The following is a 14326-nucleotide window of genomic DNA, read 5'->3' on the forward strand; positions in this document are numbered from 1 at the left end:
TCGCAGCCGCAGCCTCCCTGTGCAGAGGTTCCCTAGTACCGGTGTCCCAGGAAGTTCCAGTAGTGTTCCCACGCGACGAGTGCCAGCATCGCCAGCGCGACGGCGGCGTAGTGTAGGCGTCCTGCGAAGCTCCAGAATCTGTTTCGAAACGCCGGAACGGCAAGCAGCGCCAGAACACCGCTCGCCAGGGCCAGCGGGATCGTCATTGCGAAGGCGCGCTGGGCCGCTTCAGGCATCCCGAATACGATTTCCAGCGGGTCGCTGAGGGCCGAAGCGAGGCTTACGACGAAGGCGACGTGCAGCCCACAGACCAACCAGGCAAAGGCCCTGAGCAGCATCGCGCTCCCTCGGTACGCTTCGGGTGTTTCGCCGCGTCGAATACGGACAACGGCGCGAATGGGCCACACAATCAAACTAACCGTGAGCAGCAGCAGCACCGTACCCACTAGCTGGGCCGAAAATGCGGCGGTCTCGTAATACTGCTGGCGCTCGTACGCGTAGTAGGGCGTGTTACCGAGAAAGAGATGACTGGGGAGTCCGTCCTCACCCTTGCGGAAGGCGATGACTTCCGGGCCGTTCTCCTCCCGGTAGACGAGCGGATCGGTCTCGACGTAGCGGACCGGAGTTCCGGCGTCTGGCATCGCCACGAGAATCGCCCCGTCGGCCTCTGCCGTTACGTAAACGCTGGACATGGGCATGATCCTGCTGATCTTGGCCGCGCCCCGGTATTCGTGGCGCAGCGTGCTGTATACGCCCTCTACCTGGGCCGCGGTCTCGGCGGCCTGGGGGCCCGGGGCGAGAACCTCGAGGGGGGGAGCGGGGTAGAGGCGGTCCAGGATCGCATGGATGACGGAGAGATTGAAGGTCGCGCCCGAGGAGTTGTTAGTGACGAAGATTCCGAAGTCTTCTTCGAAGTTGATGATGAAATACGAATGAAACACCATCGTGCTACCGCCGTGCCCGATGAAGCGCATTCCGTTGAACCGGTGCTCTGCGAAGCCGTGTGCGTTCCCCGCTACGTGTGGGTCGGGTGAGAACAGGGTCGAAGTCATCTGGCGACCCGACTTCTCGGTCAAGATCCGTCCGTTCGGCGCCGCGCCATAGCGCAGCAGCATCGTCATGAATCTGGCCATGTCCGCCGCACTCGAGCTCATCACACCCGCTGGAGCTGTAGGAACGAACTGGAAGGGTTGTTCAATGAAGGCACCTTTGCGAAACACGTATCCCCGGGACATGTTCTGTGCCAGAGCCTCCGGAATGGGCTGCCTGGGCGTCGTATGCACCATCCCCAGTGGGTCCAGGATCTCCTGTTCCACGTAGTCTTCCCACGAAGTACCGGACGCCATGGCTACGATGTAGCCGCCCAGGGCCGCTCCGTGATTCGAGTAGGCGATGAACTGACCGGGAGCCCGGACCCGGGCCGGGAGTTCCCTGGCGAGCACTTCCGAGAGCGGGAGCAGGTCGTCAGCCGTTCGCGCGAACAGCCCGATGATCTTGTCCTCGAAGCCCGCGGTGTGCGTCATCAGGTGACTCAAGGTGATGGCTTCGGGGAAGGTGTCGGGGATGGTGAAGTGTTTCAGGTAGCCGCCGACATCGGCCTTCAAGTCCAAGCGGCCGCGTTCCACCTGCTGCATGATGGACAACCAGGTAAAGGTCTTGGTAATCGAACCAATGCGAAACATCGTCGTCTCGGGGTCGATCGGCGTCTGGGTGGCGACGTCGCCATGCCCATAGCCCTTTGACAGCAGGCTCTCGCCACCTCTTACGATCGAAATGGCGGACCCGGCGATGTCATTCCGCGCCATCCCGGCGCGCATGACACCATCCACGTAAGGTTCCAGACCATCGAAGTCACCTGTCGAGCGAGCGAAGGCGGTGGACTGGCCCAGCAGCCACGCAGCCAGGATCAGTAGCTGGAGCAGTGACTTGTTCGACATCTTCCCACCCCAACCTGGCTGCTCGGTTGCTCCATCATCGCACGGACGACGACCTTGCCCATGTCGGACCCTCCGGCTGATGGTGTAGGGAGAGTGTAGAGCGGATGGTGAACCACGTCGGCACGCGTCCCGCTCGGCGAACGCGGGTTACCGACAGAAGCTACCAGGACGCTTACGCTGCTGACTGAGCCACCGCTGCATCGACTCAGCCTCGAGTCGAGTCCAACTCAGACGCCGACCCACCTCATCAGGGTCTGGCGCAGCCTTTTCAGGGAGAGCGGCTTGCTCAGGTAGTCGTCCATTCCGGCTTCGAGGCAGCGCTCCCGATCCCCCGCCATCGCGTTGGCGGTCAGCGCGACGATGGGCAGGTGTCCCCCATCCTTTGCTTCACGCGCGCGGATGGATGCCGTGGCCTCGTAGCCGTCCATCTCCGGCATCTGACAGTCCATCAAGATGAGGTTGTGGTCGCCCTTCAGGGTCTGCTCGACGGCTGCGTGACCGGTCGTGACAAGTTCCACTCGGCAACCCAGCTTCTTCAGCATCAACGTCACGAGCTTTGCGTTCACTGCATTGTCCTCTGCGACCAGCACGCAGCAGTCCTCCCACAGATCCGCGTCCTCCGAGGGGTCGAGATCCGGAGGAGAGTCGATCGGCTCGAGCTCAGCATCCGCCACTTGGAAGGGAACCTCGAACGAGAAGAGTGATCCGCGTCCCGGCTCGCTCTCGACGCGCAGATCACCCTGCATCAACTCCAACAGACGCATACTGATCGCGAGGCCCAGCCCGCTCCCGCCAAACTCTCGCGTTGTCGAGCCGTCGGCTTGTGTGAATGGCTCCAGAACTCGTTCGAGCTGTTCGGGGTCGAAACCGATGCCCGTATCCTTCACCGAGAAGGAGAGCCGTGAAGCAGTTCCTTCTCCCACGATCCCGAGGCGCACCATCACCTCTCCCGTTTCCGTGAACTTGACGGCGTTCCCGACGAGGTTCGTAAGAACCTGACGGATCCGCGTAGGATCACCGAGGATGCGTTGCGGCACCTCTTTGGAGAGCTCCCAGCGAAACGCGATTTCCTTCTGCGCGGCCAACGGGAGCATCGGCGTGAGCGCCTCTGCCAACAACGAGTGCAGGTCGAACGCGATATTCTCGAGTGGGAGCGCCCCTGCCTCTATCCTCGAAAGATCCAGGACCTGGTCGATGATCTCGAGAAGGCCTCTTCCGCTAGCAGCGATCGTCTCCGCGCAATCGCGCTGCTGGTCGGTGAGTTCGGTGTCGAGCAGAATCTCGTTCATTCCCAACACACCGTTCATCGGTGTGCGCAACTCGTGGCTCATCGTTGCCAGGAACTCGCTCTTCGCCCGCGTTCCCGCGCGGGCGTCGCGGAGCGCGTGCACGAGCTCGCTCTGGCGCTGCTCGATGCCCTCCGCCATCTCGTTGAAACGCTTTCCCAATTCGGTGAGTTCGTCGTTTCCGAGGACCTCCACCCGGACCCCGGGATCTCCCCTGGCGAGGCGCCGCGTCTCGTCGTCCAGGGCCAGCACGCGGCGAGCGAACGCAGATCCCGTCAAGATGCTCACGAAAATGCCGGAGAAGATCACGAGGATTCCAAGCGTGGCGAGTGTGACGCCTCCCACCCGGAGGTCGGCGAGTAGGGCAATGCGCGCCTTCGCGAGTGCCTGATGGGTGCCTTCCAGGGCCTCCGAGCTGCGCTCGATGAGCCTGCGGATCTCCTTCTTGTGCAATGCGAGCGCCGAGTTGGCCGCAACCGGGTCGCGGATCTCCTTGCTTCGAATCTGCTCGAGAACCTCCAGGAAGTGGGTTCGGTAGCTCTGAGCATCGGCGTACCAGGCACGCAACCGACTGGCGTCCCCCGGCGTCTCAGCGTTCTGGATCTGCTCGACGAGAGCTATTTCGAGCTCTGCGAAACTGTCCGCCCACTTCTGCTCGTAGCTCTCCCTGGCCTCGCGCTCGTCAAGGTTGAGGAGGACATCCTTTTCGTAACGCCGACACTGGAGGGTATGGCTTGCAATCTTTGCCGCCTGCTCGGATTGGGTGGCCTCACCAGCCATGAGGCTCTGGATCTTGCTCTCCGTCTGCCAGACGAGCCAGCAGGCGCAGCCCATGGCGAGGAGCACGGGCAAGATGAGAGCACTGGACCAGAGGATGAGCCTGCCGCGAATGCCAAGCCCGGACCGTCTCACCGCTTGCGAAGCGTGGCCCACCTTCATCTCCCTGATTTCCCGTCGCTGACCAGTGAGGGCATCGCCCTCCCAAAGGGATCGAGCGGCGTCTCCATTCCATGATCGGCGTCGCCTTCGGGCCGCATGAGTGCTTTCAGAGATCGATTCCGACGTTCGCGGAGCGTGCGACCGCTTCGTCTCTTGACTGCGAGACGATGTCGAAGGCGCGCGTCTCCCGAGATTGCTGTGCGAGACCGCTTTTCCACTCCGAGACTCGCGCGGAGTTTGTCGATCAGCGGGAGCGCTTCTCGCCCTTCACAGGTAGCTGGTGAATTCGTCCAGAACCGTCATGACCCGATCGCGGGATGCCGACGGCAGGCGCAGCACGGCTTCGCTGACCCCGAGACTGCGGTAGAACTCCAGTTTGCGTGCGTCCGGCAGGATGCCCATGGGTACGATGTGCAGGCTGCTCGGTTCCCGCTCGCGTTCCTCCATCGCCCGGTGCAGTTCTGGAATTGCTTCCTTCAGGCCCCTGCCGCCGATCGGGATCCAGCCATCCGCGTACTCGGCGATGTGCGCGAATAGCTTCGGTCCCCGGGCGCCACCGATCAGCGTGCGCGGGCGGGGTTGCTGGATGGGCTTGGGCCATTGCCAGCTAGCTTCGAAGGACACGAACTCGCCGTGGAACTCCGCGACTTCGCTCGACCACAACGCCTGCATCGCCAGCATCGTCTCGCGCACGCGCGCGCGGCGTCGTTTCACCTCGATGCCGTGATTCTCCATCTCTTCGTGGTTCCAGCCATAGCCGATGCCCAGCACCAGGCGGCCCCCGGCCACAAGATCGAGGGTCGCGATTTCCTTGGCCAGTGTGATCGGGTCGTGCTGTGCAACCAGGCCGATGCCGGTCCCCAGCAGGATCCGCTCCGTGCAGGCGGCCGCCGCAGCCAGGGCGATGTACGGATCGAGACTGCGCAGGTACTCCTCGGATAGCTCTGCGTCGCCGGTCGGCGCGGGCGTGCGCCGGCTCACCGGAATATGCGTGTGTTCCGGCACGTACAGGGAGTGGAATCCGCGCGCTTCGGCTTCGCGCGCCAGTTCGACCGGGCTCATGGAGCGGTCCGTTGCGTGGATTGTGACGCCGATCTTCATGAACGCTCGATCCTAACCCGCATTTGTCGCCGGGTCTCGGCCGCAGTCTTGCGGGGCAAGCCGATCCGCGCCTTCTGAAGCAGATTGAAACACGTTCTATCTTGTGGGACCGTATGGCTTCGGACGAGCACCCCACGGTGTTGGAGCAAACTTGAGCGACGGCTCCCCAATGGTTCCCGACTTTGATTCCGACTATCGGCTCGAAGATCGTTACGCCCTGGAGTCGGGGCGCGCATACCTGACGGGCGTGCAGGCCCTCGTGCGCATTCCGCTCATGCAACGCCAGCGCGATGCGGCCGCGGGTCTGAATACCGCGGGCTTCATTTCGGGCTACCGCGGCTCGCCGCTGGGCAGCTACGACCTGGCCCTGTGGCAGGCGAAGTCGTTCCTCGATCAACACCAGGTGCGCTTTGAGCCCGGCGTCAACGAAGATCTCGCCGCCACGGCGGTCTGGGGCTCACAACAGGCGAATCTGCACGCGGGTGCGCGCTACGACGGTGTATTCGGGATCTGGTACGGCAAGGGCCCCGGGGTTGATCGCTCCTGCGATGCACTCAAACACGCGAACTACGCGGGTACTTCGCGCTACGGCGGTGTGCTCGCATTCTGCGGGGATGATCCCGGTGCAAAGTCGTCTTCGATTGCGCATCAGAGCGAATACGCACTGGTCCATCTGGGTATGCCGATCCTGAACCCTGCCGATGTTCAGGAGTATCTCGACTTTGGCCTTCTCGGCTTCGGGCTTTCGCGTTACTCGGGGCTCTGGGTCGGGTTCAAGTGCCTGACCGATACTGTCGACAGCTCGCGCTCTGTTTCGATCGATCCCGAGCGAGTGCAGATCGTTGCGCCGAGCGATCACGAGTTGCCCGAAGGCGGGTTGAGCATTGCCTGGGGAAACCTGCCGCTCGCTGTTGAACAGCGTCTCTACCAGCAGCGCCTGCCGGCCGCACAGGCCTTTGCCAGGGCGAATGGACTGGATCGAGTCGTCCTCGATTCTCCCCGGCGTCGTCTCGGGATCGTGACCACGGGGAAGACCTACCACGACGTGCTGCAGGCGCTCGATGAACTCGGCATCGATCGGGAGCGCGCGGCTGCACTCGGTGTCTCGTTGTACAAAGTAGGCATGCCCTGGCCGTTGGAAGCGCAGGGAATCCAGGACTTCAGCTCTGGTCTCGAACAGCTATTGATCGTGGAAGAAAAGCGTCCGTTGATCGAAGAACAGCTGGCGCGAGTACTCTACAACCTTGCGCAGCGCCCGACTCTGTCCGGCAAGCGCGACGTCGACGGAGCGCTCCTGGTGCCGTCCGAAGGCGAGTTGACGCCCGCGCTGGTGATCGATGTACTCGGCCGCTGGTTGTCGAGATACGCTTCCGAGTTCTCGGCACCCTTGAAGACAGCGGCTGTCGGGCCACCCCCTGCGGGCGCACCCATGCGTCTTCCGAGCTTCTGTTCGGGCTGCCCGCATAACACTTCGACAACGCTACCCGACGGAAGTGTGGCATTCGGTGGAATTGGCTGTCACGGCATGGCCGTGTGGATGCCGGATCGTCCCACTCTGGCCGTCACGCAGATGGGTGGCGAGGGCGCGAACTGGGTGGGCCAGGCGGGGTTCATCGACGAGTCGCATATCTTCCAGAACATCGGGGATGGCACCTATTTTCACTCCGGTCTCCTGGCGATCCGCGCTGCCCTCAACGCCGGTGTGAATATCACCTACAAGATCCTGCTCAACGGTGCGATCGCCATGACCGGTGGACAGCCGATCGAAGGAGAGGAACTCGCGGGTGAGTTGGCCACTCCAGATGTGGCCCATCAGATTCGCGCCGAAGGCGTCCAGCGAATTGCCGTCGTCAGTGACCGTCCGGCCAAGTACGCGCGCGGTGCGCTCCCGTCCGGCACGACGGTGCACCATCGCGATCAACTGGACCGGGTCCAGCGGGAGTTGCGTCTGGAGAAGGGTGTCTCTGCACTGATCTACGACCAGACCTGTGCTGCAGAAGCCCGGCGGTTGCGCAAACGCGGGGAACTGCCCGATCCAGACAGACGCGTGGTGATCAACGAACTGATCTGTGAGGGCTGCGGGGATTGCAGTCTGCAGAGCAACTGTATTTCGATTGAGCCGGTCGAGACGGAATTCGGACGCAAACGCACCATCCATCAGTCTTCGTGCAACAAGGATTTCTCCTGTCTGAAGGGTTACTGCCCGAGCTTCGTCACGGTGAGCGGTGGGAGACTTCGCAAGCAGGCCTTGATCGCGACAGACACCGGCGAAGATTCCGTTTTCGCCAACCTGCCCGACTCGTCCGTCGCCTCCTGTAGCAAGCCCTTCAACGTATTGATTACCGGCATCGGGGGGACCGGTGTGGTGACCGTGGGTGCATTGCTCAATATGGCGGCCCACCTGGAAGGCAAGGGTTGTTCCGGTCTCGATGTGACCGGTCTTGCGCAGAAGAACGGACCCGTCACGAGTCACGTGCGCATCGCGCAAGACCCCGATGATCTGCACGCGACGCGCATTTCCAGTGCTTCGGCGGATCTGCTCCTGGGCTGCGACATCGTGGTCGCCGCCGGTATCGAGGGATTGTCGAAGCTCTCGTCAGAACGCACGGTGGCCGTGGTCAATGAGCGCGTGGCTCCCACTTCGGACTTCACGTCAAATCCCGACATGGATCTGTCGGCCACCGGCATGAAGGACGCGATTCGGCTCGCGGTCGGACACGATGCCGCACATTTCGTTTCGGCCAGCGAACTCGCGACCGAGTTGCTGGGCGACGCGATTGCCGGAAATCTGTTTCTGCTCGGTTATGCGTTGCAACTCGGACGCATTCCGGTCGGTCAACCCGCGCTCGAGCGGGCGATCGAGTTGAACGGCCGCTCGGTCGAAATCAATAAGCGCGCACTGATGTGGGGGCGCCTGGCTGCGCACGATCCAGCGGCGGCCGAAGAAGCTGCCGGCCCGGCGCTGCGGATGTCCAGGAGCGAACGGCCCGCGTATGGGCTCGATGAGATCGTCAAGCGCAGGCGGGATTTTCTGGTCGACTATCAGGGAGAGCGTCTGGCGCGTCGCTATGCCAGACGCGTCGATGCTCTGGCCGCTCGCGAGCGTGAGCTCGGAGGGGGAAGCCGCGTCCTCGCCGAAGCCGTCGCGCGCGCCTATTTCAAGCTGCTCTCGTACAAGGACGAGTACGAGGTCGGTCGACTGCACACCGATGACGCTTTTCGCAAACAACTGGAAGCGGAATTCGAGGGCGATTACCAGCTGACCTATCATCTATCGCCTCAGTTCTTGCCGAAAAATGCCCACACGGGTCGAGCACGCAAAATTGCTTTCGGCTCGTGGGTCTCTGTGATGCTGGGAGTGTTTTCCCGCATGCGCTTCCTGCGTGGTACGCCGCTGGATCCGCTCATGCTCAACGAGCACCGTCGCAGCGAGCGGAAATTGATCAAGGACTACGAGCGGGCACTCGACGCCTTGCTGGAAGGTCTGAGTTCAGAAAACCTGAAGCTGGCCGTCGAGATCGCGGAGCTTCCGCTGCAAGTTCGAGGTTTCGGAGACATCAAGGAAGCCAAGATCGAAGAGATGCGAGTCAGGCAGAGTGAACTGCTTTGCGTTTTTGGCGCACGGACGAGGGAGGCGTAAGCGTATGACGGGGCAGAGCCAGGGGAAGCGCGATGATCAGTGATTTCGACGACCATCTGATCCACCAGACATCCAATCCGATCAACGAGACCAGCCAGAGCGACCGCAATTTCTACGATCGCTTCTGGTTCAACGGGTTCGATCGCGAAGCGGCCTTTCTTTTCGAAATCGGCTTTGGCCTGTATCCGAATCGTTTCGTGATGGACGCCCACTTCAGTGTTTCTATTGACGGGGAACAGCACAGTTTTCACGGTTCGCGTCGTGCGCCTCGTGAGCGCTCCGAAACGCAGGTCGGTCCGTTACGCATCGAACACATCCAGCCCTTGCGAACGATTCGCGTCGTCCTGGACCCCAACGACACGGGAATCGAGTGCGACCTGGTCTTTCGAGCGCGTACCTTTCCGTCACAGGAACCGAAGAACGTCATGTACGAGGACGGGCGGCTGATGATGGATACGAGTCGCTTTACCCAGTTCGGTTGCTGGGAAGGTCACTTCACAGTCAACGGAAGTCGTACGGAGGTATCGCCTGCACAGACGCTGGGAACGCGGGACCGCTCCTGGGGTGTGCGTCCCGTCGGCGAACCGGCCGGCGGCGCTACGGGTGTGCACATGAAGGAGCCCGGTGTCTACTGGGTCTGGTCGCCGATTCACTTCGACGACGTGTGCACGCAGTGCGGAACTTTTCAGGATCACGACGGCAAGCCCACGCAGGTCAGCGCGGCGATTGTGCCGACCTACTCCCGACCCGAGGACATTCCGAGACACGAGGAACCCGGGCACCGGGAGATGGCTACGTTTACGCACCGCATCGATTGGGAGAAGGGCACACGGCGCTCGCTCGGTGCCGAATTCGAATTCCTGGAGCACACGGGTGAGAAACATGTGATCTCACTCGAGCCGATGATCCATCTGCAGTTGCTGGGGATTGGTTACCAGCACCCGGAATGGGGGCATGGTGTCTGGCATGACGAACTGGTAACGGCCGGAGAACACTGGGAGCTCCACGAACTCGATCCACTGGATTTCAAACACATTCACGTTCACCAGATCTGCCGAGCCCGCATGGGGGATCGGGTGGGTATTGGAACCCTGGAGACGATCTGTTTCGGGCGCCACGATCCGTCGGGCTTCAAGTCACTGCTCGACGGTGCGCCGTAACTCTTCTGAGTTTCAGCTGCGTTCGTAGCGGTAGTTCGGCATCGCCCAGAGGCGATGTCGCGGGCCCGGTGTTTCGGGCTCTTCGGCTTCGTAACCGGCGTCGCCGGGGTAGAGCATGATCGCTCCGCCCGGACGCATGCAGATGCGCGGTCGGAAGGTGATGACAGGCTCTTCGTGGAGTTCTGCGAAAGCGCTGCTCGCATTGCGGTAACCGGCCAGCCACGTCACGGTGACGAACGTCGGCGGTGCCAGACTCAGTTCGCCACTTTCGTGTCCGCTCAAAGCTCCCTCGGGGCTGAGCCAGCGATGAGCGCAGATTTCTTCGCCATCGACAAGAATTTCTTCGTCGCCGCGTACCTGTCCCAGGAAAAACCAGGTATCGAAGCGTCTCGGCGAGATATCGGGAGTGATCCAGCGGGAGATCGTCGTGAGGTCCGCAGGGTTGATGTCGATTCCCGCTTCTTCGCGAGTCTCCCTGCGCGCGGCCTGTAGCGCGTTCTGTTGCGCATCTTCGCCCGAGCCCACGGCATCGCCGGGATCGACCTTGCCGCCGGGAAAGACCCAGGGCCCATCCTTTCCGTTGCGCGGGCTACGTTGCAGGAGCAGCAGTTGCAGGGATGTTTCGAAGTCGCGCAGGAGCACGACCGTCGCCGAGGGTTTCGGTTCCTGGCTCACGCGGGGTCTCGCCATTGTTTCAGGATCTGATCGGTAGATACGAGCGTTGAGATCGCTCCCAGTGTGTGCTCGAACACCGCATCGACGTATTCCTTTGGGAACCCAGCGACGGCGTCGCGGGGCAGGACCATCTGGTACGAGGAGTTGACGGCGTCGAAGGCCAGATTCTGGATGGCCACGTTCACCGATACGCCTACGCCCACGATCGTAGTCACGCCCAGGTTGCGCAGTACGAAGTCGAGTTCAGTGCCGTGAAACGGAGACAGTCCGTGCAGGCGGGTGAGCACCAGGTCGGAGTCTGCGACCGGGATCTCCGGTACCAGGGCCGCCGCATCAGATCCCGGGATCAACGGATTCTCTGCGCGCGCCATGTACTGGAACAAGCGCGCGTTGTGATTGGCTCCCTGGCCATCGGCGCGACGTTCGGCCACGCAGTGGATCACCGGAATTCCCACGAGGTGTGCGGCTTCGACCAGGCGCACCACGTTCTCGATCATGCCTCCCCGGGCTGCAGCGGAGAGGTCGGGCAGGGCGGAAAGATCGCCGATCACTGCGCGTTGGCATTCCTGCGTGACCAGTGCCGTTCGGTCCGGGGAAATGAGTTCTTCGAGGTCGACGGGCATGCGATCTCCACACTAGCACGCCACCCATTTCATTTTTCAGCGCCAGTCGGGGACCAGGCCGAGGTCCAGGCATGGCTTTTGCGCGTGAACGGTCCCTCCGCGCCATTTCTTCGCTTCGGGATCACTCGACCGCACTCAGGCCTCGAAGGGACCCTTGCCCAGTTGCTCCCGGATCGGGACGAACTCCGGCATGAGCATGGCGCGGCGTTGCCAGTTGGCACCGTCGACGACCATCGTGTGCCCGCTGATGTAGGACGCGTAAGGGGAAGAGAGGAAAGTCGCGGCCCAGCCGAGTTCGTGTGGATAGCCGACTCGCTGCGCCGGACTCCGCGCGGCGTCGTTCTTGCGCCGCTCGGGGACGGAGCGGATGGCTTGCGCCTCGTCCTCGTGCGGGAACAGCCCGGGTACGAGGCAATTCACGCGAATTCCATAAGGCGCCCACTCGACGGCAAGCGACTCGGTCATGTTCTTGACCCCCGCCTTGGCTGCAGCGGAATGGGCAAACCCGGGCCCGCCCGTCCAAGCGTAGGACGCGCCGATGTTGATGATGCTCCCGGGAGAGTCGGCGGCGATCAAACGCCGGCCCAACTCGCGCGAGCAATTGAAGGTGCCGTTGAGCACGATGTCGACCACCGTTCGCCAGGCATTTGGACTCATGTCTTCGGCGGGAACGGGGAAATTGCCTGCGGCGTTATTGATCAGATGACCCGGTGCGCCAAGGCCTTCGGTCAGCGCATCGAAGGCCGCGGAGATGTTCTCTGGATTGCGAATATCGCACTCGACCGCGAGCGCTCTTGCTCCGGTCGCTTCGACCGCGGCCACACCGGCCGCACGATGCTCTTCCTTGCGGCTCAGAATCGCGATCTTCGCACCCAGTCTCGCGAACTCGACTGCGATCGCCTTGCCCAGGCCCGTTCCGCCGCCAGTGACGACGACGACCTGGCCGTCGTAGGTTCCCGCGGGAAGCGCGGCTGCGCCAAGTGCGGGTGGTTCGCAAAGCCCCATGGTTTCTCCTGCGTTTCTCAGACGATCTGGGTGTGGTCGCTTTCCCCATGATAGCCTGTCCGCCCAGGAGGATGGGACATGAGCGCCGAACTGATCACACTGGAATACGACGGTCCAGTTGCAGTCATGAGCAACAACCGGCCAAACAAGCACAACGCCGCAAACGACGCCATGGATACCCGGCTCTGGGAATGCCTGGCCGAGCTTCACCAGCGCGAAGGCTTGCGGGCCGTGGTCTGGCGCGGCAACGGAAAGTCCTTCTCTTCCGGTCGCGACACCAGCGAACTAGGCGTGCGCACCGAGGACATCACGGAGTTCGATTTCATCGAACGCGGACATGCCGGAACACAACAGTTCTTCAGCATGCCCGCACCGATTGTCTGCGCGTTGAAGGGCTGGACGATCGGCGGTTCGTTCGAAAGAGCGCTGCTCTGTGATATGCGCATCGCAGGTGAGAGTGCGCGCATGATGCTCCCCGAACTGCGCCACGGAGTGGTTCCCGATTCCGGAGGCACGGCCCGACTGTTTCAGATGGCCGGGCATGGGCTCGCAGCAGATCTGGCTTTGACCGGGCGACCGATGGACGCCGAAGAAGCGCTGCGACACGGTGTGGTTTCGCGCGTCGTGCCCGATGATCAGTTGGACGACGTCGCGCTCGAGATCGCCCACGGCATAGCAAAGAACTCGCCGTTTTCCGTGAAGATGTTCCGACGCACGCTCAAGCGCATGGTGAATCCGGCTGTACAACTCTCGCTTCAGGAGGAGTCGGTCACGCAAACCCTCGTATTCGCGTCCGAGGATTACGCGGAGATGAAGGCGGCGCGCAGCGAGGGGCGGGAGCCCAGATATCGGGGCCGCTGATGGCAGCGCAGACGATCGATACCGGGACGGCCGAACTGCTCTGCCACGTGGAAGAGCGGGTTGCGTTTGTGACCCTGAACCGCCCCGAGGCGCTCAATGCACTCTCGATGGATCTGAAGAAGGGGCTGTATCGACTGCTTCCGATCCTGGAAGAAGACGATGAAGTCGGTGCGCTACTCCTGACCGGAGCCGGTCGCGCGTTCTGCTCTGGCGGCGACACGAAAGTCATGGCCCGAGACGGAAATCCCCCGTCGATGGAAGACCGCCAGCGCCAGCTTCGCTGGGAGCACGAGGTTCCGAAGAAACTGCACACGATGAAGAAGCCGGTCATCTGCGCGCTCAACGGGTCCGCGGCCGGGGCGGGTTGTTCGCTCGCGCTCGCCTGTGACATCCGCATCGCGGCGCAGAGTGCCTTCATCCTGACCTCGTTCGCCAGGTTGGGCCTGAGTGGCGACTACGGTGGTACCTGGTTTCTTACGCGGCTCGTGGGTACCGCGAAGGCGCGCGAGATCTATTTCACGGCCCGCCGGGTTGCCGCCGAGGAGTGCGAGCGCCTGGGGATCGTCAATCGAGTGGTCCCCGACGAGGATCTCGCGAAGGAGTCCTCGGATCTCGCGCGGCAGATCGCGGCGGGACCGCCGATCGCGCTGGGCTGGATGAAGCAAAATCTCAACCGCGCATTGGAAGAAGACCTACAGACCTGCATGGACTTCGAGGCCGATCGCATGGTGCGCGGAGCCATGACCGAAGACTACCGAGAGGCGGTACGGGCGTTTGGCGAGAAACGGCCACCCCGCTTCAAGGGACAGTAGTTCAGGGAAGATTCGTTTCGGGAAGCCGACTCAGCGAAGCCGAATCCGATCTCTGTTTCAGCGCGCCTGCGACTCCGGTAGTGCGAAAGCCAGAAGCCGGTCGCCGACCTCGACCCCGCCCCGTTGATAGCCCATCGCCGCGATGACCACGAACTGACGTCCGCCTGCGGAATACGTCATGGGTGTGGCCTGTGGACCGAAGGGCAGGCGCGTGTTCCAGATCTCTTCACCGGTCTCCGCGTCGAAGGCGCGGAAAGCCTTTTCCAGGGCCGCGCCGATGAAGATCA

The 14326-nt window shown here is 62.4% G+C and carries 11 protein-coding genes; 4 read left to right on the forward strand and 7 right to left on the reverse strand.

Going from position 1 to position 14326, the window contains the following annotated elements; genetic code table 11:
• Positions 1–32: 32 nt before the first annotated feature.
• From GY725_08220 to GY725_08230, 3 genes are all read right to left on the reverse strand, one after another.
• Positions 33–1937 (reverse strand): beta-lactamase family protein, encoded by a 1905-nt coding sequence (locus GY725_08220; GenBank protein ID MCP4004164.1) that lies wholly within the window; start codon positions 1935–1937, stop codon positions 33–35.
• Positions 1938–2164: 227 nt separating this feature from the next.
• A complete protein-coding gene (locus tag GY725_08225; GenBank protein MCP4004165.1) occupies positions 2165–4162 on the reverse strand; it encodes a response regulator in 1998 nt (665 codons plus the stop codon).
• Positions 4163–4429: 267 nt separating this feature from the next.
• Positions 4430–5263 (reverse strand): LLM class F420-dependent oxidoreductase, encoded by an 834-nt coding sequence (locus tag GY725_08230; protein MCP4004166.1) that lies wholly within the window; start codon positions 5261–5263, stop codon positions 4430–4432.
• A gap of 169 nt (positions 5264–5432) precedes the next feature.
• Between GY725_08230 and GY725_08235 the strand changes: the two genes are divergently transcribed.
• Positions 5433–8903, forward strand: a complete 3471-nt coding sequence (locus GY725_08235) for an indolepyruvate ferredoxin oxidoreductase family protein (protein MCP4004167.1) — start codon at positions 5433–5435, stop codon at positions 8901–8903.
• A 32-nt stretch (positions 8904–8935) separates the two neighbouring features.
• The gene (locus GY725_08240; protein MCP4004168.1) at positions 8936–10063 is read left to right on the forward strand and encodes a hypothetical protein; all 1128 of its coding nucleotides are present in this window, start codon (positions 8936–8938) and stop codon (positions 10061–10063) included.
• Between the two features lie 12 nt (positions 10064–10075).
• Here the strand turns inward: GY725_08240 and GY725_08245 are convergent, their stop codons facing one another.
• The 3 genes from GY725_08245 to GY725_08255 form a co-directional block, all read right to left on the reverse strand.
• Positions 10076–10738, reverse strand: coding sequence for an NUDIX hydrolase (locus tag GY725_08245; GenBank protein ID MCP4004169.1), 663 nt, complete (start codon positions 10736–10738; stop codon positions 10076–10078).
• Positions 10735–11361 carry a cysteine hydrolase gene (locus GY725_08250; protein MCP4004170.1) on the reverse strand — a complete coding sequence of 209 codons (627 nt, stop codon included), beginning with the start codon at positions 11359–11361 and terminating at the stop codon, positions 10735–10737. Before GY725_08250 ends, GY725_08245 begins: the two co-directional genes overlap by 4 nt.
• A 135-nt stretch (positions 11362–11496) precedes the next feature.
• Positions 11497–12366: an SDR family oxidoreductase gene (locus GY725_08255; protein ID MCP4004171.1), complete on the reverse strand. Its 870-nt coding sequence runs from the start codon at positions 12364–12366 to the stop codon at positions 11497–11499.
• Between the two features lie 78 nt (positions 12367–12444).
• Between GY725_08255 and GY725_08260 the strand changes: the two genes are divergently transcribed.
• Entirely contained in the window at positions 12445–13227 is a 783-nt protein-coding gene (locus GY725_08260; protein MCP4004172.1) for an enoyl-CoA hydratase/isomerase family protein, read from the forward strand.
• Positions 13227–14039, forward strand: coding sequence for an enoyl-CoA hydratase (locus tag GY725_08265; GenBank protein ID MCP4004173.1), 813 nt, complete (start codon positions 13227–13229; stop codon positions 14037–14039). The genes GY725_08260 and GY725_08265 overlap by 1 nt, the downstream gene beginning before the upstream one ends.
• Positions 14040–14096: 57 nt before the next feature.
• Here the strand turns inward: GY725_08265 and GY725_08270 are convergent.
• The coding region (locus tag GY725_08270; protein ID MCP4004174.1) for a PQQ-binding-like beta-propeller repeat protein at positions 14097–14326 on the reverse strand (230 nt) is incomplete at its 5' end.

It is taken from the genome of bacterium (assembly GCA_024226335.1).
GTDB lineage: Bacteria > Myxococcota_A > UBA9160 > SZUA-336 > SZUA-336 > JAAELY01.